The 20,834-nt window shown below is 54.4% G+C and carries 20 protein-coding genes; 1 reads left to right on the top strand and 19 read right to left on the bottom strand.

Features of this window, described 5'->3' with window-relative positions; all coding sequences use genetic code 11:
• Positions 1 to 21: 21 nt before the first annotated feature.
• The 16 genes from CXIVA_RS08870 to CXIVA_RS08795 form a co-directional block, all read right to left on the bottom strand.
• Complete coding sequence (locus tag CXIVA_RS08870; RefSeq protein WP_013977683.1) at positions 22 to 786, bottom strand: amino acid ABC transporter ATP-binding protein; 765 nt, start codon at positions 784 to 786, stop codon at positions 22 to 24.
• Positions 787 to 802: 16 nt separating this feature from the next.
• Entirely contained in the window at positions 803 to 1,447 is a 645-nt protein-coding gene (locus tag CXIVA_RS08865) for an amino acid ABC transporter permease (RefSeq protein ID WP_041728859.1), read from the bottom strand.
• Between the two features lie 132 nt (positions 1,448 to 1,579).
• Positions 1,580 to 2,497 carry a transporter substrate-binding domain-containing protein gene (locus tag CXIVA_RS08860; RefSeq protein WP_013977681.1) on the bottom strand — a complete coding sequence of 306 codons (918 nt, stop codon included), beginning with the start codon at positions 2,495 to 2,497 and terminating at the stop codon, positions 1,580 to 1,582.
• 96 nt (positions 2,498 to 2,593) lie between these two features.
• Positions 2,594 to 4,123, bottom strand: a complete 1,530-nt coding sequence (locus CXIVA_RS08855; protein WP_013977680.1) for a HEAT repeat domain-containing protein — start codon at positions 4,121 to 4,123, stop codon at positions 2,594 to 2,596.
• 15 nt (positions 4,124 to 4,138) lie between these two features.
• A complete protein-coding gene (locus CXIVA_RS08850) occupies positions 4,139 to 4,801 on the bottom strand; it encodes a peptidoglycan recognition family protein (protein ID WP_013977679.1) in 663 nt (220 codons plus the stop codon).
• Between the two features lie 84 nt (positions 4,802 to 4,885).
• Complete coding sequence (locus CXIVA_RS08845) at positions 4,886 to 7,858, bottom strand: right-handed parallel beta-helix repeat-containing protein (RefSeq protein ID WP_013977678.1); 2,973 nt, start codon at positions 7,856 to 7,858, stop codon at positions 4,886 to 4,888.
• Positions 7,859 to 7,881: 23 nt separating this feature from the next.
• Positions 7,882 to 8,271 carry a hypothetical protein gene (locus CXIVA_RS08840; RefSeq protein ID WP_013977677.1) on the bottom strand — a complete coding sequence of 130 codons (390 nt, stop codon included), beginning with the start codon at positions 8,269 to 8,271 and terminating at the stop codon, positions 7,882 to 7,884.
• A 3-nt stretch (positions 8,272 to 8,274) separates the two neighbouring features.
• On the bottom strand, positions 8,275 to 8,787 hold the full coding sequence (locus tag CXIVA_RS08835) for a hypothetical protein (protein ID WP_013977676.1): 513 nt from the start codon (positions 8,785 to 8,787) through the stop codon (positions 8,275 to 8,277).
• Positions 8,788 to 8,997: 210 nt separating this feature from the next.
• Positions 8,998 to 9,396: a hypothetical protein gene (locus CXIVA_RS08830; protein WP_013977675.1), complete on the bottom strand. Its 399-nt coding sequence runs from the start codon at positions 9,394 to 9,396 to the stop codon at positions 8,998 to 9,000.
• Between the two features lie 30 nt (positions 9,397 to 9,426).
• Positions 9,427 to 10,923, bottom strand: coding sequence for a hypothetical protein (locus tag CXIVA_RS08825; RefSeq protein ID WP_013977674.1), 1,497 nt, complete (start codon positions 10,921 to 10,923; stop codon positions 9,427 to 9,429).
• A gap of 40 nt (positions 10,924 to 10,963) precedes the next feature.
• Positions 10,964 to 12,046 carry an ATPase, T2SS/T4P/T4SS family gene (locus tag CXIVA_RS08820; RefSeq protein ID WP_013977673.1) on the bottom strand — a complete coding sequence of 361 codons (1,083 nt, stop codon included), beginning with the start codon at positions 12,044 to 12,046 and terminating at the stop codon, positions 10,964 to 10,966.
• A 21-nt stretch (positions 12,047 to 12,067) separates the two neighbouring features.
• Positions 12,068 to 12,247, bottom strand: a complete 180-nt coding sequence (locus tag CXIVA_RS08815; RefSeq protein ID WP_013977672.1) for a hypothetical protein — start codon at positions 12,245 to 12,247, stop codon at positions 12,068 to 12,070.
• Positions 12,248 to 12,448: 201 nt separating this feature from the next.
• On the bottom strand, positions 12,449 to 12,865 hold the full coding sequence (locus tag CXIVA_RS08810; protein ID WP_013977671.1) for a bifunctional adenosylcobinamide kinase/adenosylcobinamide-phosphate guanylyltransferase: 417 nt from the start codon (positions 12,863 to 12,865) through the stop codon (positions 12,449 to 12,451).
• Positions 12,856 to 13,620 (bottom strand): adenosylcobinamide-GDP ribazoletransferase, encoded by a 765-nt coding sequence (locus CXIVA_RS08805; protein WP_013977670.1) that lies wholly within the window; start codon positions 13,618 to 13,620, stop codon positions 12,856 to 12,858. The genes CXIVA_RS08810 and CXIVA_RS08805 overlap by 10 nt, the downstream gene beginning before the upstream one ends.
• On the bottom strand, positions 13,607 to 14,158 hold the full coding sequence (locus CXIVA_RS08800) for a bifunctional adenosylcobinamide kinase/adenosylcobinamide-phosphate guanylyltransferase (protein WP_013977669.1): 552 nt from the start codon (positions 14,156 to 14,158) through the stop codon (positions 13,607 to 13,609). The genes CXIVA_RS08805 and CXIVA_RS08800 overlap by 14 nt, the downstream gene beginning before the upstream one ends.
• Positions 14,155 to 14,862: a class II aldolase/adducin family protein gene (locus CXIVA_RS08795; RefSeq protein ID WP_013977668.1), complete on the bottom strand. Its 708-nt coding sequence runs from the start codon at positions 14,860 to 14,862 to the stop codon at positions 14,155 to 14,157. Before CXIVA_RS08795 ends, CXIVA_RS08800 begins: the two co-directional genes overlap by 4 nt.
• Positions 14,863 to 14,988: 126 nt before the next feature.
• On the opposite strand from CXIVA_RS08795, the gene CXIVA_RS08790 reads away from it, so the two are divergent.
• A complete protein-coding gene (locus CXIVA_RS08790; RefSeq protein ID WP_013977667.1) occupies positions 14,989 to 15,909 on the top strand; it encodes a LysR family transcriptional regulator in 921 nt (306 codons plus the stop codon).
• 68 nt (positions 15,910 to 15,977) lie between these two features.
• Here CXIVA_RS08790 and CXIVA_RS08785 read toward each other — a convergent pair whose 3' ends face one another.
• The 3 genes from CXIVA_RS08785 to CXIVA_RS08775 all read right to left on the bottom strand — a co-directional run bounded on the left by CXIVA_RS08785 (position 15,978) and on the right by CXIVA_RS08775 (position 20,781).
• Positions 15,978 to 16,514 carry a sigma factor gene (locus CXIVA_RS08785; protein ID WP_013977666.1) on the bottom strand — a complete coding sequence of 179 codons (537 nt, stop codon included), beginning with the start codon at positions 16,512 to 16,514 and terminating at the stop codon, positions 15,978 to 15,980.
• Entirely contained in the window at positions 16,507 to 17,868 is a 1,362-nt protein-coding gene (locus CXIVA_RS08780; protein WP_013977665.1) for a citrate/2-methylcitrate synthase, read from the bottom strand. The genes CXIVA_RS08785 and CXIVA_RS08780 overlap by 8 nt, the downstream gene beginning before the upstream one ends.
• 204 nt (positions 17,869 to 18,072) lie before the next feature.
• Entirely contained in the window at positions 18,073 to 20,781 is a 2,709-nt protein-coding gene (locus tag CXIVA_RS08775) for a TetM/TetW/TetO/TetS family tetracycline resistance ribosomal protection protein (protein ID WP_013977664.1), read from the bottom strand.
• Positions 20,782 to 20,834: the final 53 nt, after the last annotated feature.

Here is a 20,834-nt window from a genome sequence, read left to right as displayed (position 1 = left end):
TTTTCCCCGTGTTACCGGCTGTTAATTCATCACATCTCCGTATGCGCCAAGAAACTCCTGAATATTTCCTTCGGCATTAAACACTTCCTCCGGCGTGCCGTAAGCATCGACATACCCGTTTTTCATAAATACGATTTTATCGGAGATATCCCGGGCAAAGGTCATTTCATGGGTTACAATCACCATGGTCATATGCATTTCCGCCAGCTGCCGGATAACTTTCAGCACTTCCCCGGTCAGCTGCGGATCCAGCGCGGACGTCGGTTCATCAAAAAAGATAATTTTCGGGTTCAGCGCCAGCGCCCGGGCAATGGCCACCCGCTGCTGCTGGCCGCCGGACAGTTCACAGGGATAGGAATCCGCTTTGTCTTCCAGGCCCACTTTTGCCAGGATTTCCATGGCTTCTTTCCTGACTTCCTCACGGCTGCGCTTCTGCACATTCACCGGCGCGTCCATGACATTTTTCAGCACGGAAAAATGGGGGAACAGGTTAAAATTCTGAAATACCAGGCTGTAAATGGAATGCAGCCGTTTCTCCTGTTCTCCGTTCGGCCACACCAGTCTGCCGGAAGCGTCTTTGAAGACACTGCGCTCGCCCAGATAGAGGATCTCCCCTTCGTCAATCTTTTCCAGAAGTGTCGCGCAGCGAAGGAGCGTGGATTTGCCGGATCCGGACGGGCCGATGATGGAAAGGATCTCCCCTTCCTTCACCCGGATGCTGATATCCTTCAGCACTTCATTATCACCAAAGCTCTTTTTAATATGATTCATTTCAAGAATATTCATAAAAACCTGTTCCTCCTTAGTGATAATAGTTCATCTTCTTCTCGATGCATTCCATCACGAATGCCACCACATAGTTAAATACATAATAGAATACTGCCGCCACAACAAAAGGAACCATGGAAGTCTGCGCCGCGGAAATTGCCTTGGCTACGCTGAACAGCTCCATATAAGAAATGGCAAAGGCAAGGGAGGTGTCTTTTACCAGTGTAATCACCTCGTTGGTGATGGCCGGCAGCACCCGTTTCATCATCTGCGGAAAAATGATTTTCGTAAAGGTCTGTCTGGAAGTATATCCCATAATGCGCGCCGCTTCATACTGTCCCGGCGGAATGGATTCGATGCCGGACCGATAGATCTCCGCGAAATACGCGCCGTAATTCAGCACAAATCCCACAATAATTGCAAGAATTTTCGGCGGGAGGCTTGCCTGGAAGAGATAAAAGCTGCCAAAATACCATACCATTAGCTGCAGCATCAGCGGCGTGCCGCGCATGATGGAGATATAGATTTTGATTATATTGCGCAGAATCGGGTTTTTGGACATCCGCCCAAAACAGATCAGCAGGCCGAACGGCATGGACAGGATGATGGTCCAAAGAAAAATTCCGATGGATGTGATCATTCCATGCCCCATCTGCTGCATCATCACAGAAAAACTCATTGTCATAACTTATTTCCTCCGGGTAATTACTAAAAGCCGCGCCTGGGCGGTCACTACCATAAAATCAGGCTGCTGCATACGCAACAGCCTGATTCTTTTGGTCCTCTGCTATCGGATCCATCTGCGTCCGGATTATTTCGCGTCCTTTTTCGAGGAGCTGCTCTTGCCGGTATCCAGACAGATCATATCCGCAATATCATATTTCTTGGCAAGTTTGGTGACCGTTCCATTTGCTGCCAGCTTGTTCATATCATCGTTGATGATTGCTGCCAGGGCGGTATTGCCTTTTTTGAATCCGACGCCGTACTGTTCGGAATTCAGCTTTTCGTCCAGGATCCTGTAGTCACTTGTGCCCCGTTTTTTGATCTGGTACTGCGCCACACCCACATCAATGGCCAGCGCATCCAAAGAACCGCCCTGCAGTTCTGTAAACGCTACATTGTAATCCGCGAACTGATTCAAAGCTGCGAAGCTGTCTGCCAGTTTTTTCTGGGAATCTTCCAGAACGGACAGGGCTGCGGAAGCCGCCTGTACGCCCACCGTCTTGCCGGAAAGATCACTGAGCTTGGAAATGTCGGATTTCGCGCTTACTACAATCACCTGTGTATTGTTTACATAGGGCTCTGACCAGGTATAATCCTTTTCTCTGCCGTTGATGGTAAATCCGTTCCAGATGCAGTCAATTTCCCCGGAATTCAGTGTCTGGTCTTTGGAATCCCAGTTGATCGGCGTTGGCACCAGCTTCCAGCCTTCCAGCTTGCAGACTGCCTTGGCCAGCTCGATGTCAAATCCGGTATAGCTGCCGTCGTCCGCCATATATCCATAAGGCGGGTACTCCGCGTCAAATCCCAGCACCAGCTTGGTCCTGCCGGACTCCTGCTTTCTTGCCTGGTCTGCGGTCATCGTCTCCTCCTGTGCGGATACTGATGTCTTGTCAGACGATGCGCTGCTTCCTGCTGATCCTCCCTTGTCGGATGAAGAGCCGCAGGCTGTCAGCATACCAACCGCCATCGCTGCTGTCAGCATGACACTGATAATCTTCTTTTTCATTATAAGCTTTCCTCCCGTCATCACCGTCACTGCGCTGTGATAAATCGGTGACATGATAAATTGATGAAATCATATTATCATGCAGTTATCGGATAGTCAATGCCTCTCCTGCTGCTGTCCGCCGTTTCCTTTTCTTCTCCCGATCACGAAAAAATACCTGCCGCTTCTGGCATTGATCTCATATTCCGCAATCAGTCGGTATTCCTTCTGTATCCGCAGCTGTTTCTTGATCCGTCCCATTTCCCTGGAATAACACAGGATAATTCCATTCTCTGTCAGGTGGGTTTTGGCCTTCCGGAAGAATCTTTCATAAAACTGATCCAGCGTTTCCCGGGAAGCTCCCGCAATCTCCGGCATGTCTGCCAGGATCTCATCAAACAGATACTCATGACGGAAATCAAAGAAGTCCCTGTGCACAAAATGAATCGGCATATGCGCGGTCTCCGCGTTGATCCGCGCCTTATCAATGGCCTCTCCGAATGTATCAATGCCGTAGGCACTGCGGGACGGACTCCTGTAGTTGCGTTCGATGAGCCAGATTCCCGCGCCGCAGAATGGATCCAGCACCTGCGCGTGTTCCTTCAGCCAGGGCTGCGCCAAATCCAGCAGGCCGGCAGCCACATGGGGCTGCATTCCGGCGGCCACCCAGCCGCGCCGGTACCGGAACCGGCTGTCTTCCGGGGTATACAGTTTCAGGAAAGATACCCAGCGTCTGTCCTGTCCCCGGATCAGCCGGATTTCCACCTCATAGCCGGAAGGTGAGTTGATCAGGAAAAACCGGCTGGCTTCTTCCAGCTTTTCCGCCGCTTCTTTGACCAGACGCCGCTTTTCTTCCGGATCCGCCACCCCCAGCATCTCGATCCGGAAGCAGAACGGGCCAGTACCGCTGTGGTTTTTTTCCAGAAATGTGCCGAGGCCTTCCTCCATCAGCTCTTTCGCCAGATCTGAAAGATCCGCCGGGAGCTTCCGCGCAGTCAGAAGGAACAAAAACTCGTCAACCGACCGGATCTGCATCAGTTCCTTCAGCTGCGCGGTTTCAGTCAGTACCCCGCTTTTCATAACCTTATGTTTTTCGGTTATCCGATCCGCCACCCCTTTGACAAAGGGATGCTCTGTTTTCAGAAAAACCCGATGGGTCTGTCCGTATCCCTGAAACCTGTGTCCGGCTCCTTCCTGTGACTGAAGCAGTTCGGCCAGGGCGTGGATTTCCTCCCGCAGATGTTTCTTTTCATCTGCCGCCGCCGGCTGTTCCGTCAGTTCCTTCAGACGCTTTTTCAGGTCCGGCAAATATTCGGAACAGTCCATTCCGCGCAGCGCCTGCAGATATGCGGGGCGCACAAATCTCCTGTCTTCGGCTTCATAGGCATCCATAAGCACATCCACCGCATCCGCAACACGAAGTGCCCCCAGGATCTGCGCCGCGTTCTTTCTGACCTTCGGATCCTGATCCGACAGGCAGCGCATGATGCTGTCAGCATCTCCCCCGCTGATCTGTTTCCAGAGAAGCATCCCCTGGGGGTCCTTCAGTTCTTTTTTTAACAAAATCAGATTTTCCCTGATTTCCTCTCTGCGTTTCAGGCGGTTATAACATTCCTGCAGCAGCGCCTGTTTCCTGCCTGTTTCCATTCAGTCTCTCCTTGCTTAACTGTTTTTCTTCATTTTTTTGAGCATGGCGTTCACATCCTTACGGAAGGTCTTCCATTTGTCCGGATGCTCCACATAATATTTCGGACAGTTTTTCCCTGTCACGTCATAATGCCGGATGACATCCTCCGCAGACAGATTGTATTTCAGACACAGCCATGCCGTCAGTTTGATCACTGAGGCATACGTCGCTGATTCAAAGGAACCGTCCGTTTTCCTGTAACAGCACTCAATTGCCACGGTATCCGAATTGCGGCTGTTGGAAGCGTAAGCCATTTCTGCCGTGGGAATGCACTGAATCACTTCTCCCTTCAGCCCCACAACAAAATGTGCGCTGGCCTTTGTCACATGGGAATCCTTCAGGCCTTCAAAATAATCCCGGTTGGCCTGGGCGGAAGATCCCTGGTTGGCTGTATAGTGGATGACAACCCCGTTTACTGATTTTAACGCAGTGCCCGGCCTGGAATAGGGATTGACCGTCAGCAGATCCACCGTAATAAAATCCGGAACCCCGTCTTTCACGGTATAGGAAGCATTCCGTCCCGCCATCCTTCCCGCGCCGCAGCGAAACAATCCCAGAAGGATCAGAATCGCCAGGATCACAGCGCCTGCGAGAATCAGCGGTTTTTTATTTTTTTTCTGTTTTCGTCGTCTGCTCATAAAACACAGTATAACATAAGATATTCCGCTTCACCACGCGCAGTTCGGAAGGAAACAGACATTTTACCTGATCCATGTTTTATTTTATTGTTTTATTTTTTTCAGCCGGAGAATCTCCTCCCAGGAAAACCTTCTGGCTCTATATTCTTTTCCGGAGTTCTGACGCGCCCACAGCTGCTCCAGCCGCTGCTGTCCTTCTTCTGTTCTCCAGACCGATTGTTCTGAAAATCCCCCCGTTTCCCGGCTGTTTCTGCTGTAATCCGGACTGATCATACGCAGGCGGCCTTCTGCCCCCGGGGGCAGGCTTGGATCCACAATATGCAGCACCATCCAGGCAGAGGTACTTCTGCCCCGCTCATCCGTGGCAAGCACCTGTATCCTGTGACTTCCTGTTCCCCGGTTCTCTGCCGCCTCCAGCGGATCCCAGTCCGGGAACCGCACCGTTACGCCGCTTTCCTTATCCCGGATCTTTGAAGCATCCAGTCCGTCTTTCAGTACTTTTTCTGTCACTTTCCCCTTTTGTATCGCCGGAAGACTGAAATACCGTTCCGGCAGCTGCACCTGAGGCGGAGTATTTTCTTTCCAGTCTGCCAGAAACGTTTCGGAATGATTTTCGGTGAAAACAGTTCCTGTCTGCTTTTTCCCGTCTGACTTCCGAATCCATCCGAAAAAGTAATTGTATCTGCGCGCGCGTTCGGATAACTCCGGTTCCTGCACAGACAGCTTAAGATCCTCCTGCCAGTATTTGATCTGTGTCTTCGGTACCCGAATATCATCGGATGACAGACTGCCAAAACTTTTGCCCCGATTTCCGTGATAGCGAATCGGATAGGCTTCACTCAGATACAGCGTACCATTTTGGGAAGGGCTCCCCGCACCGGCTTTTTGCTGTTCCCTTCCGGACATGCGCAGCACTGCCGACGCGCCGTTGACCGTGCGGGAAAATGACAGTCGGAACAGGCTGGTTCTTCCCGCCGGTTCAAACAGCGCCTCATCGGACTGGCTGCTCTGATTTCTGACCATCACTCGGCCCGGCCGGCGCTGTGTTCCGGGAAGTCCGATGGAAAGCTGACCGGCGTCCGGCAGCCGAACCGTGCCGCACACGCAGATTTCCGTCTGTTCTTTCAGGTAAATCTCATCCGTCTCCCGCATCTGCAGTTCTCCCTGCAGAAAAAGTTTCCCCTGGCCGGACAGGAGAATGCCGCTTCCATATCCGGCCCGATTGTCACGAATCCGGGAATCCCGCAGATACAGCGTTCCGCTGCTGAAAATTCCATGTCCTTCACTGGCGGATATCTGTTCCCCGGACATATGTACCGCTCCTCCGGAGATTCTTACGCCGTCTCCTGCCGTCTGTATGATCTGATTCCCGCCGGCTGTCACCTGGCTGCCGCGATACAGACAGGCTGCCGGACGGGAGCGCAGCAGACGATTGTCCGCGACTGTCACTTTCCTTTTCCGCAGACGGCTGATACTCAGCACTCCGCCGGAATCTGACCGGTTATTCTGAAACAGATTTCCCCGTATGCTGCCGGCAGCGGTACTTCCCCCGCTGCTGTGATACAGCTGTATGCCGCTCCCGGTTCCCTTCGAACGGTTTCCGAGGAAAACATTGTAATGGATTTCTGTATGGCCGGAAGCGCTGGCTACCGCCCCTCCTGTGGTACGGCTCCTGTTATTCCGAAAAGTGCAGCCGCTGAGATACAGACTGCCTCCCGTTGCCTTTAAGGCGCCTCCACCGTCTTCCGCGCTGTAATTATCCGCAATCAGGATTTCCGAACGCTGCGGGCTCCCGTCTGCCCCGCGGCTGCCCACTGCCCGGCAAAGCTCAAACATATGGTTGGACACCATGATGGCTCCTCCATCCCCGCTGGCCCTGTTTCCACAGATGGCAATATGGCTTTCCACCGGCCGCCCCTTCCGGCTGCATCCAAGGAACAGCTGCGTACATTCCACCGAATCCACCCATCCGATCCGAATGGCCCCGCCTTCTCCGTTCCGGTCGGAACCATACATCATCTGCGCCGCCTCTTTCGCGTCCGAGGACCAGGTTCTGTTTTGATTCAGCTGCACGTATCCGGTGATGCATACGCTGCCTCCCGCCGCGCCGATGGCGCCTCCGCCGGACTGTCCTTTCGCGATATTGTAATCCATGGATACCGGGCGCTGTCTGCTGCCGGAAATCTCCAGAAGCCCCCGGTTGTAAACTGCTCCGCCCTCTCCGCCGGCATATTTCCTGCCCGCCGCGCCGGGCGCGGACTCCCTGGCGTAATTTCCTTTCCATTCATCTGGCACAGAAGGGCGGTTCAGCGATGGCGCCCCGTAGTATCCGTCGATCCCGCCGATTCTTCCCGCAGTGATTTTCGCGCTGCAGTTATCATCAATATACAGCGCCGCGCCGCTGCATCCGCGATTGCCTGCCAGTATCCCTCCATCCATCCGCAGTACGGCGCCATCATACAGAAAAATCCCGCCGCCGTAACTTCCCCGGTTCCGGCTGCTGCCCAGGGTTCCATTGGCACAGATGACGCCGCCGCTCATCTTCAATACACCCCGGTTCATCAAAATTCCGTGTTCTGCCGCTCCGGTGATTTTTCCACCGCTGACCGTTATTTCATTTCCCCGGCTGTAAATACCCACAGCGCCGCCCCGGATCACCGTATTCCCTTTTACCGCAACAGCGGAGCGCCGCCCCGCAGCAGACAGCACCCTTGCCTTCGGATCGGCAGACCGGAGGGTAACGCTGCCATCCAGCGTCAGTTTCCCATTGTCCGTCACTTCTGCCACCGCTTGCTGCGCCGCAATTTCCCGGCGGCTGTAAGCACAGATGGTCAGATTTTCTGACACCTGCAGACTGTTTTTCAGAACGATATTTCCTCCCAGCACTATTTTTCTGCAGGAAGGATCCCGCACCGCCCGGTACAGTCCGGATGCCGTCGCCACTTTATATACGCCTTTTCCCATCCCCGCATCTGCCAGCAGTCCCGCCGGACAGGACCAGAATACGGCCATTCCGGCCAGCATGCCTGCCAGAAGTCTCTTTCCCTGTCGTTTCATATCCCTGCCCTTTCTGTTCCGTTTCACCGGTTTCTGTCCCATACAGCGGTCCGCACACATACCAGCCGGCCGGTGGAGCCGTTCAGCTCCGGCCAGGTTTCCGTAACCCTTACCGACAGAATTCCCATCCCCGCATCCGCTTCCAGCACTTCAATACAGATTTCGGACCGACGCCCGATCTGCTCCAGAATTCTCTGCTGCACCTGTTCGGTCATCTGTCTCTGTTTCTCAGACTGTCCGGCCGGTTCCTCCGTTCCGGACAGCATCTGTTCCCGCAGGCTTGTCCGCACTGCCAGTGTAACCGCCTGCTGCAGTTCACTGCTGCGGATTTCCCTGTCCCTGACCGTCAGAAGAACCGCAAGGCTCAGAATCGCCAGCAGAACTGTCACTGCCCCGAATACTGCTGTTTTCATTGATCACTCCCTGTTTCTGTTTCCGCAGTCGACCGGGATACGCAAGCTTCTCCGCACCACAGAACCCCGGCGGTCCGTCAGGCAGATGGATGCCTCATAAATACCAGCCTTGGAAAAATAAAACGACTGACCGCCGGCCGCAGGATTCCGTGAAATTCGGCAGCCGGATGCCGGCCGTACCGATGCTGCGTAAAATTCTGCCTCCGCCGGCTTTCCCTGCGGATCGAAGGCCGCAAAAAGATCTTCCGCTTTGTATTCCCGGCCGGCCGAAATCACTCCCGGCTGCAGCGTAAGCTGCAGACGGTTCTTTTCTGCGGAAGGATCCATCTTGTTTTCTGCTCCTTTTTCCGGATTTCCGGCTGTTTCTCCCGACCAGGCTCCTGCTGTCAGTCCACCGGCTGCAGAAAAAAATCCTGTTCCCTGTCCGCCGCTTCCTGTCAGAAGCAGAGACAGCGCCAGCAAAACCGCCGCACCCGTCAGAAGCGCCGCGCCGTAGGTACGGAATATCTGTTTCATACAAACGCTCCCCTCCGTCTTTCCGTGTTCCCTAGGATACCTGCTTCAGAACCTGCAGCAGCACGCGCGCGAAAACTCCTCCGGCACACAGATAAACCAGGCTTAAGCCATACTCCTCCAATAGTTCTTTCACTGTTTTTCCCTCCTCGTTCTGCCATGGAATTCATTCCGGCCGGCTTTATGCCGTGCAGAACACTCTTCCGGTCTGCTTTATGCCGTACAAAACACTTTTCCGCTCCCATAAATCCGAAACAGCGGCAGCCTGACCGGATATTCCAGGCACAGACGCGCCTTCCGTATTTCTCCTGCCGCCTGACCCGTCGGAGGGATTCTGTCTGGCTCCCCCTCTTTTGAAATCTCCACACGCTGCCCGGTGCCCGTGTCATACTCCAGATCAGCCGTCAGTTTCCAGCACTTTTCCGCTGCCTGTTTTCCGCATGTCTGAAAAACCGGCCGGGCGTAATTGCCTTCCTGCAGCTCTCTCGCATAGGTGTGCAGCGCCTCGCTGGCCCCGGCCCGCTCGGCCGAAACTCCCAGCAGACTGACGGATACGGTCAGAAACAGGACAATCAGATAAATTCCAAGAAACGCTTTGATGATTTCACTCATGCACAGTTCCTCCCTGTAATCTGTAATCTGTCAGCTGCCCAGCCGGGCCAGCGTCCCGAAATAGGTCAGCATAAACATGGTCATATCTGCCGCCAGTTTCAGCATGCCGGTCACAGAAGGAATCAGAAACATGGTATACAGGCCTGCCAGCCGGTCCGCGTCTGCCTCCCGCCTGGTCTGATCGTACAGATCCATGTTTTTTTCCACAAGGGCGGCAATCTGATCCGACGGATTTCCGCCGCTTCCCGCTGCCACTGTATAAAGCATCCGCATTGCCGGCGCCGCTTCCCGCACCCCATATTCTTTCAGGAAATTCTGATAGGGTGTCTGGGATTCCGGGCTGCGCTTCATTCCCCGCAGCAGCTTCCGCAATTCCTCCTGCAGGATCAGCGGCGCCTGATCCAGCGACCGTGTAATGCTTACATGTACATTTTCACTCTGCAGCAGCAGCCCCATCTGCAGCAGCCACTCCGGAAAAGCCCGGCACATATCTGTATGGACACGTTTTCTGTCCAGTCCATGCCGGATTCTATGCTGAAACAGGGCCAGTACCGCTGCTGCAGCCAGCGGCGGAAGCAGGCTGTCCAGATGCGCCGCCCCGGCGGCCGCCATCCCCGCGGCCGGTATCGCCGCCAGAACCAGTGAAACTTTTCTTTCTTTTTCCGGTGTCCAGCTTTGGTACCGTTCATAGCGAAGCAGTATCTCCCGCTGTGTTTCCTTCTGCTGCAGCAAAGATCCGGAGACTGCCGCCATGGTTCGGCGCAGAATCCGGATATCCAGAAAAATCAGGGCCAGATCCGTGATCCGCACCAGCGGATGGGCATAAATCCGTGTTTCTCCCGGAAGCATTGCCAGTGCCGCCATGCAGATTCCCGCCGACAGACCGATGGCCACAACCACGTCCCGCAGATACCGGAGCTGTTCCTTTCGATGCTTCTGCACACGTTTTTCCCATAATTCCCCTTCTTTCAGCAGAATGCGGATGGATTCCCGCATATCTCCCCCGATCTCCTCCGCGTTCAGCAGAAAGTCGTGCATACGCGTCAGTTCCGGGCAGCCGTAATTCTCCTCGATCTGTCTGCAGGCACAGCGTTCCGGACGTCCGGGTGTGCTAGCCTCCAGTACCGTATGCAGCGCTTCCCTCAGCTGATGTCCCATCGGGCCTTCCGGCATGGCTGCATAGGTTTCCTTCCAGGCGTTTAAAAGCTTCCCGCTCTCCAGAAAAGAATATTCCATCTGCTCCATATAAGCCCGCACTTCCTGAAAACGCCTGGTCTCATACACTCTGCGCCAGTGCAGATACAGAAGGGACGGCACCTGTGTCTCCACTGCTGCCACCGTAAGAAAGAAAAACAGCCAGCCGGTCCGAAATCCCGCGCAGAACAGCCCGCAGAGCCCTGCCGCGGCGAAAAACACAGCGGCCTGCCGCGCCGGATGCTCCGCCAGTCCATACCCATGGAAATCCGCCCTGTCCGGATGCCTGTTCCTTTTGTTCCGCAGCCGGATCTTTCTGTTCTTTCTGCTCATCCGCAATTCCTCCCTGTCTGCCGGACTGAAAGCGTCGGTCTTATTTTTTCAGTAACCGGTTTTCTGCCCTGTCGGGTCCATCCGTCCGATAGGGATCTGTAATTCCGTTTCTCCGCATGCGTTCCAAGAAATCCTCGGGAAGCGCTGTCCCATTTTCCTGTCCGCCCTCCAGAATCTGTACCATGTGATTGCCTGCGGGATCCCTAGACAGAATGCCAATCTGGTCAATCGCGCGCCGGACGGTTCCGCTGACCGGATCCCAGACTCTTCGAATCAGCACCGCCGTATCCAGGAACGCATAGACATCATTTTCCAGCCGATCCGCGTCTGTCCGGTCCGGCATCATATTCAAAATCCGGTCCGGCACCTTGCGCACATCATCCGCATGCAGTGTCGTAATCCCGTGCACGCCGGTGGACAGACATTCCAGAAGGCTCTTCACTTCTGTGGACCTGGCTTCCGACAGCATCAGCCAGCGGGGATTCTGCCGCAGACTGGTACGGATCGCCTTGGTATACGTCATATGCGGCCCCACCCGGATCTCTACGCAGTCTTTTCCCGGGTTCATCTCCCGGTAGTGCCACTCCGGCGTATCCTCAATCGTAATCACCCGGTCCTGCGCCGGAATAAATGTGGAAAAAAATTTTGCCGCTTCTGTCTTGCCGCAGCCGGGCTCCCCAATAAAAACCAGATTCATCTGCGCCCGGACACAATGAATCAGGAAATTCAGGATCCGCTCACTGCAGTATCCGGTCTGCACCGCGCTTTCGCAGGTAATTCTGCAGATCGGCAATGACTTGCGGATACAGATACTGCGGCCGGAAATCGCCGCGGACTCATGGACAATGCTGATCCGCAGACAGTCTGTCTCCGCTTCCAGCAGATTGTTTACCTTGTTGAACTGACAGCTCACCTGATTGGCAATCAGCGCGCAGAATCGCTCCACAAAGGCGGCGCTGATCCCTGCCGCAGACTCCTGCCTGCGTATATTCCGGCTGTCGGTAATCCATAAAGAGGTTCCGTTGTAATCAATATCCGTAATATCCGTATCCCTGACCCACCGCCACAGCGGTCCGTAATCTTCCGGTTCCAGGACATAATCCCACTTCTTCTCTTCCCGCAACTTTCCTTCCCCCTGTATTGCTTACTTTCCCGGCAGATATCCCTGGGCATTTTTGTAGAAATCTTCCAGCACACCGGTAAAGGCCCGGTATACAATACCTCCATCCGACTGGTCCAGCAACGCGTGCAGAATGGCAAGCAGCGCAATAATCGCGACAATGGTAATGATAACCGCTCCGTATTGTTCAAAAATTTCTTTCATAACTTTTCTGCCCCCTTGCGCTCCAACATTTGTTACATTTGGACTATAACACATGGAATTTTATTTGACATTGGCAGGATTTCACATATTTTCCGAAAAATACAAAAAGACGGCTCCGCGTGTTCCGCGTAAAACCGTCTCTTTTCCCATGTTATTTCTTTGTGCAGACTGCCGGAAGCATTATTTTTTCTGCCCGGTACACTATTTTAACTTCTGGGGCAGCCCGCAGACCATCCGCCAGACTTCCTCTGCTCCTGCGGCAAGGGCACAGCCGATTCTGCCGCTGGCCTCTCTCCACGCGACGTCCCCGGCATCCATCGGAACGATGCCGCACCCCAGCTCCGTCATCGTCACAATTACTTCCGGATTCCCGCACACCAGATCTTCCGTCAGTGCTGCCGCGTTCCGCTGTTCTTCCAGCAGCTTCTTTACAAACACTTCATAACAGGCCACCACATCTGCCTGCGCCATCTGTCCCAGCGACAGTTCCACCGGCTGTCCCTCCGGAATCTCCCGGCAGTCCAGGACCTGCAGGGACCCCGTTTTTTTCTGTTTTTCCGCAAGCCTGCGGGCAAATTCGGTTTTTCCCTGAAATCTTCCTCCGACAATCAGGAACATAAGGCACCTCCCAGTACAGCCGCAAAAGTCATAATCAGTTCACACATCTGAAGAAAAAATCCCTGAATATCCCCTGTGGTACCGCCAAACTTGCGCAGGGCCAGCCGGCGGCAGGCCAGGAAGGTCAGAAAGGCGGCAGCCGCCGCAAACGCGCCCCGCACCGGATCTATGACAGTCATGGTGCCGGCACACAGGACGATTTCTGCTGTCAGCACCCTGCGGCAGATCTTCCGGTCTGCTGCTTCCGCAAACGTATGGGCCAGTCCGCTGCCTTTGGCACAGGGGATGACAGCCACGCCGTAGCCGCTGAGGGCCCGGCTTAAGCTGAAGCCGACGCCCAGCACCAGCAATGCCTTCGGCGTAATCTGCGACCAGATTCCAAACAGCGCAATAAAATAACAGCAGCAGGTAATAATGGCAAAGGCTCCCGCATGGGAATCCTTCAGAATTTCCAGCCGCCGCTCCCTTGGCTGCCAGGAGGACAGGGCGTCCGCGGTATCCAGCAGACCATCCATATGAATTCCTCCGGTGACAAGAATCGGGATCAGCAGAAAGACTGCCGTCACAAAGGAGGAATGGAAATCCGCCAGCAGGGTTATCCGGAACCAGGCCCAGTTTAACAGGCCGATCACACACCCGATCAGCGGAAAAAAACAAAGTGTATAACGCATATTTTCCTTGTTCCATTCGATATGCGGCATCGGTATCTTGGAATACATGGAAAATGCCACGATCAGATTTTCAATTAACTTCATTTTCTGCTCCTGTCTGTTTCAGCGCCGCCGGTATCCCGCAGACTACTTCCCAGGCTTCATCTGCCATCTCCCCGCAGGAGGCGTTTAATCCGCCTAACACCTGCATGTAACGCAAGGTCTCCCGATCATAGGCACGGCCGTCAGAAAACACCTGGTTGCTCACAATCACCAGGTGCTCTGCTTCCTGTGCCAGATGGCGGATTCCCCCGAGGATCACTTCCTGCAGCCGTTCCTTTCTGTCCGTCCCGTCTGCCGGCGCGAACATCTCATTCGCCAGCAGATTGGACAGGCACTCCAGAAGCACCACCGGTCTTCCCGGAAGACGGATGTCTTCCAGTCCGGCTGCCTGTTCCAGGGTTTCAAACCCTTTGCCCGCTCTTAATTTTCTGTGGCGGTCCACCCTCGCCTGACTGACCGCGTTCTGATTCCGCATCGTAGCCAGGTAAATTTTTTTTCTGTTTTTCCCCAGTGCCAGACTCACGGACTCCGCGTATTCCGATTTGCCGCTGCCGCTGCCGCCGGTTACAAATACGATCATTCGCCGATTTCCTCTGTGCTGTTATATTTTACATAACCCGGATGCCGTCCGGTCAGGCGGTACCCGTTCTCTCTTAAGTCGATCAGTTCGTCAATTTTTTCCCTGGGCAGATCCTTCTCGCCGCCCAGCAAATGGATGCAAAGAGACATCTTCGCTGTCATTTCCAGTGTCTCCATACGGAAATATGCGGTCTGCAGACAGTCTCCCAGCGTCAGGGCGCCGTGATGGGCCAGCAGAATCGCGTCATGGTGTTCCAGATACGGGGTAATGGAATCCGGCACCTGGTCCGAAGAGGGACGCGCGTAGGGCGCCACCGGAACGGCGCCGAGATTGACGATGGATTCCATAATCTGATAGCCGTCCAGCGCCCGTTCCATGGACGCGTAGCTGGTAGACACCGGCGGATGGGCGTGTACCACTGCCCTGACATCCTTTCTCTTCTCATAACAGCGGAAGTGCATTTTCATTTCGGAGGAAGGTTTTAAGCCGTCCTTTGCGTACAGCACCTGTCCGCTTCCATCGACTTCCACCAGCATATCCGGTGTAATATCGATCTTGCTGACACCGGAAGGCGTGCAGAGGAAATGATTCTCATCCAGTTTCACGGACACATTTCCGTCATTTGCCGCGACGATTCCCCTCTGCCATAATTTATGGCAGACATCCGTCACTGCCGCTCTTTCTTTCTGATAGTTCTGTTCCATTCCGGGTTCTCCTTTCCGAGGCCTTCGCCCTCCGGCTGTAATTTCTTGCTTTTTTCCCTTCAATTGGATAAAATACTTACAAAATAAAGTGCCGGTATGCAGACGCATACCCTTTCGGAGGCAAGGATGACAACCTTTCAGATTCAATGTTTTCTTCAGGTGGCCCAGTGCCTGAATTTTACCGAAGCTGCCAATCATCTCTTTATTGCGCAGTCTTCCCTCAGCCGCAATATATCCAATCTTGAAAACGAACTGAATATGAAGCTCTTTATCCGCACCAGGAAATACGTCCGCTTAACCCCGGGCGGCGCTGTTCTGTACCGCGAATTTTCCCGCTTAATGAAGGAAATCGACCAGGCTGTGGATCAGGCGCGCAATGTGGAAATCGGCCAGAGCGGCCTTCTGCGCATCGGCGTCATCGAGACGCAGCGTTCCGATAATTTCCTGCCGGAAGTACTGAAAACCCTCCGAAAGAAACACCCGCTCATCAATGTAGACATTCAGTCCGGAAATTTCAAGGATCTCCGGGAAAATGTCCTGAACGGTCAGGTAGATATCGCCCTGACGATGGCGTTTGATCTGACCGATTTCCCCCAGGATAAAATCGTTTCCCAGAATTTCCGTTGCAGCACCGGCGTGTGCGCCATGCCGAAATCCCATCCGCTGGCGGGAAAATCCGGCGTCAACATTAACCAGATGGCGGAAGATACCCTAATCGCCATCTCTCCGGATGTATCCCACGGCGCTTACAACAGCCTTATCGACCTGTGCGCCGCCAACGGCTTCACCCCCCGCAAGATCATCACGGCCCGCAGTATTCAGGACATGCTGCTGAACATCGAATCCGGCCTGGGATACACGGTACAGGATTCCAACAGCATCTCCCTCTTAAACAGGGCCGTCGCCAACGTCCCCCTGGAAGGCACGACAGACCTTCTGTTTCTGACTGCTGTCTGGTGCCGCTCCAACCTGAATCCGATTATTCCGATCTTCATGGAGATCCTGATGGACAAAGCCTGCAACCTGGCGCCGGAAGAAAGCTGCTGAACCATCCGTCCCCCGTCAGAACGACTTCCTTTCCGGGGGCTTCCTGATTCAGCAGCTTTTTTCCGCTGTTATTCTTTCAGCAGCGCAAGCACATCTGTGATTTCCGCTTCACTCAGTTTGGTAAATTCACTTAAAGTCTTCAAATCCGGCACTTCTCCGTTGGTCTCCGCCAGATACTCCTGTGCCTGACGTACCAGCGCCACCTTGCCGACAGCCGCCTCTTCCTGGGATTTGTGCCCGGTTTCCATCCGGATATAATCCCGCATCGCATTCTGTACCGTCTGTTTCAGAAGTTCGTCCACCTCTGTTCCCGGCATGGGATGATCGATCTGCGCCAGCCCGGTCCACAGCGCCATATTTCCCTCCTGGATCAGATCATCGGCGGGAACCGGCGCTTCCGACTCCTCTGCCGCCATGGCAATGATCCGCATCAGCCAGCCGTTGACAATACGGTCTGTCACTGCCGGATCCCTGGAAGGGAGCATTTCATACAATACGTTCAGTTCTCCCGCGGACAGCGTATCCGCGGCCCGGGCCTCTCCCAGATATTCTTTGTAATACACGGAATCAGACAGTGTTTCCAGTGATTTTTCCTTATCAGACATGGGTATCCTTTCGCTCTTCTATCGGAATGTAATCACGGTCCGTCACCACGCTGGTGTAGGCCGGACGGATGATTTTATCCGCATTTACCAGTTCTTCCAGTCTGTGGGCGCTCCATCCCACAATACGCGCCATGGCAAACATCGGCGTAAACAGCTCCACCGGGATGTCCAGCATGCTGTAGACAAAACCGCTGTAAAAATCCACATTGGCGCTGACACCTTTGTAGATCCGTCTTTTATCCGCAATGACCTCCGGAGCCAGACGCTCTACCATAGAATAAAAGTCAAAGACATCTTTCCGGTCTTTTTCCTCGGCCAGCCGTTTGACAAAGCCGCGGAAAATATTGGCTCTGGGATCGGATTTGGAATAAATCGCGTGTCCCATGCCATAGATCAGCCCTTTTCCGTCAAAGGCCTCTCCCATCAGGATCCGGCCCAGATAATCTCTGACTTCGTCCTCATCTGTAATGTCCGACACATTGTCCCGGATATGCCGCATCATTTCCACCACTTTGGCATTGGCTCCTCCATGCCGCGGTCCTTTCAGGGAAGAAAGCGCTGCGGCGATTACCGAATAGGTGTCCGATCCGGCGGAAGTAACCACCCGGGTGGTAAACGTGGAGTTGTTGCCGCCGCCATGCTCCATATGGAGAATCAGGGCGATATCCAGCACCATTGCCTCCACAGCGGTAAACTTTTTGTCCGGCCGCAGCATCATCAGAATATTTTCCGCGGTGGAAAGATTCGGATCCGGCCGGTGAATATACAGACTGTCATCTCTGACATAGTGATTGTAGGCATGATAGCTGTAAACTGCAAGCATCGGGAATTCGCTGATCAGCTGAATACACTGGATCAGCACATTTTCCAGGGACGTATCATGGGGATTGTCCACATAGGACGCCAGTGTCAGCACACTGCGGGTCATGGAATTCATCAGATCGCCGGTGGGGCCCTTCATAATGACATCCCGGGTGAAATTTGTAGGAAGCCGGCGGCATCTGGAAAGAATATCGATAAAGAAATTCAGGTCCGCTTCCGAAGGCAGTTCTCCGAACAGAATCAGATACGCGATTTCCTCATATCCGTAACGGCGGCCGTGGATACCCTCCACCAGGTCACAGATATTATAGCCGCGGTACCGCAGTTCGCCGTCGCAGGGTGTTTTTTTCCCGTCTTTCATTTTAAACGCGTCAATCCTGGAGATGTTCGTCAGGCCGGTTACCACACCTGCCCCGTTCTTATCACGCAGGCCCCGTTTTACCCCGTACCGGTCAAACAGTTCCTCGGATATCACATCGTGATTGCGGCATTTATCTGCATATTTCTGTGCAAAATCCTTCCATTCTACCATGTCCAATCACACTCCTTCCAAAAAGTGCTTCGGGCTTTCTGCCCCGTCGTTGCTGTACCAATCTGCTTTGTTCCGGCCCATCGCGCTGCACGGCGGCCTCGCTTTGGGGCAGACTGACCCTTTGTAGTACATTTTACAGAAATGTCCAGCATGATACAAGCAGATTTTGCATAAACCACTTTTTTGGACGTATCGGATACGGTTTTATTCTTCTTCCGGTTCTGTACGCCCCAGACGGATATTTTCCAGATACTGCGCGTCCCGGTCCGACACATCATCGAACAGATGCCCGGTAATTCTGCGCTGCTCTTTCATATAGGCCCGCAGTTCCATCCCGGCATCCTCCACCGCGGTCTTCAGTTCCGGCGCGGACATCCGCTTTGCGCCGTGCCCCCAGATAATCATCTGTTCCAGTCCGTCAGACGTGGCCACGGTCACATCGTTCCGCGCCCCGATGGAACGGGTCACCCGCTCAATGTAAGCATCTGCGGTTTCCGCTTCCCGGGTATATACCACATCGATATTGTGGTACCGCATCACATGCTCGGTGCCGCCCTTTACCTTATATGCATCAAACACCAGGATCAGCCGGTCCCTGCGGTATCCGGCGTAATTGCTCATAATATCCATCAGCTGCTCCCTGGCGGCATCCAGATTCACTCTGGCCAGTTCTTTCAGTTCCTCCCAGGAAAAAATAATATTATATCCGTCCACCAGCAGATAGGAGGCTTCCGGTTTTTTCTCTTTTTCACGTCTGGAAGAATACACGGTGGCTGCCGAAGAAACCGTTTTTTTCGCCTTCTGCCTGTTCGATCCGCCGTAGGTCCGCTCAAAAATGGCCTGCAGTTCCCGGTCTTCCTCGAAAGCAGCGGCAAATCCGCCTCCGGTCCGGCGCGCCGAAGAACCGGAAGCCCCCGGTCCGCGCGCTGTGTCTGCCTGTTCTGAAAGCGGATCCGTCGTTTCGGCTGTTTCCGGCGGCACACTGGCCCAGGCATCTGTCTCATCCCAGGGGACAAAGATACCCGCGCCCCGGCGGCAAAACACGGATCCGGCCGGATGCTCCCGATCCTGTTCCGGATTGTACTCACAGGCCTCCAGCACCTCTGCCGTATTATGGCAGACTTCGTATCCGTCGAATTTCACGGCAAACTGCCCCTTTCCCCCGGTGTAAGACAGTACCTCCATCCCGTATCCCTTCACTTCCGACACAGGAATCCTGCCGGTAAAAACCGCCCGTCCCCCGGCCAGCCGCGGCGGTGCCACTTGGGCGCCTTTTCCATTTAAATCCGTCATGGCTCTTCCCACCTGGCTGTCCGGCACCGTCAGTTCATAGGCATACATCGGCTCCAGCAGGACCGGGTCCGCCTTCATCAGCCCCTGACGCACCGCCCGGGCCGCCGCCTCCCGGAAATCCGCCCCCTGGGAATGAGCTTTGTGCGCTTTTCCGGACAGCAGTGTCAGTTTTACATCCGTCAGCGCCGATCCAGTGAGCACTCCGACATGCCGGATCTCTTTCAGACAGTTCATCGCCGTCTGCTGCCAGCCGCGGTCCAGCAGTTCATCCGGACACTCATTGGCAAACGCAAGACCGCTGCCCCTTTCCCCCGGTTCGATCCGGATATGCACTTCCGCGTAGTGGCGCAGGGGCTCGTAATGCCCGATTCCAATCACCGGTTCTTCCACCGTCTCCTGATAGACCACTGCGCCTTCGCCCAGCTCCGCTTTTATACCAAACCGTTCTTCCATCTCCTGCTGCAGCACTTCTATCTGTACTTCTCCCATGAGACGCAGCAAAATTTCCTGGGTTTCTTCTTTCCATTCTGCCGCCAGATCCGGTTCCTCTTCTGTCATCTGCTGAAGTTTCCGAAACAGCTGATGGAGATCCGTCCCTTCCGGCGGCAGGACCGAATAGGTAAAGACCGGCACCAATTCCGGCCGGATTTCCTCTGTTTCGAATCCCAGGCCCTGTCCGGCCAGCGCCGTCTCCAGCCCGGTTACCCCGCAGACTGTGCCCGCCGGGACTTCTGACACCGTATCATACCGTCCGCCGGAATAGATCCGGATCTGACTGATCTTTGACCGGGTCCCGTCCGTACCGGTCACTTCCTGCCGCACATTCAGACTGCCGCCGGTAACCTTCAGATAGGTGACACGGCTGCCTTTTTCATCCCGGGCCACCTTAAAAATCCGTCCGCCGAACGCCTCCGGATAATCCGGACAGATGCTCAGTTCTTCCAGGGCCTCCATCAGTTCCCGGATGCCCTGCAGCTCCCGGGCGGAGCCAAACAGGCAGGGATAGAGTTTTTCCTCCCCAATCAGCTGCCGCAGATCTTCTGCGCCGATCGGCTCCCCGTTCAGATACCGCTCTGTCAGTTTTTCATCACAGAGGGCGATTTCCTCGCGAAACTCCTCATCGTTTTCCAGCCTGTCCCTATATCCGGTGATATCCACACAGGTTTCCTGCAGCTCCTCTTTCAGCTGTCTGCACACCGCCGCCCTGTCCGCTTCCGGGCGGTCCATTTTGCTGACAAACAGAAACGCCGGCACATGATAGCGGCGCAGCAGCGAAAACAGGGTGTGGGTATGGCTCTGCACGCCTTCTGTGCCGCTGATGACCAAAACCGCGTAATCCATGACAGACAGCGCTCGTTCCATTTCTGCGGAAAAATCCGCATGTCCCGGGGTATCCAGAAGAGACACTTCTTTGCTGCCCAGGGTAAGCTGCGCGCACTTGGAAAAAATCGTGATTCCCCGCTCCCGCTCCTGCCGGTAATAATCAAACAGGGCGTCCCTGTGATCCACCCGGCCCAGAGTCCGGATGTTCCCGCCCTGGTACAGCAGCGCTTCTGCCAGTGTGGTTTTCCCCGCATCGACCGGGGCAAGTATTCCCAGTGTAAATCGATTTGTCCTCATAATTTTCTCCGGGCCGAGCCCGTTTTCCTTCCTTTTCTCAAAACCGCCTCCGG

Origin of the sequence: Clostridium sp. SY8519 (genome assembly GCF_000270305.1) — a bacterium.
Lineage (GTDB): Bacteria > Bacillota > Clostridia > Lachnospirales > Lachnospiraceae > SY8519.
This window is presented reverse-complemented; position numbering and strand designations above follow the sequence as displayed.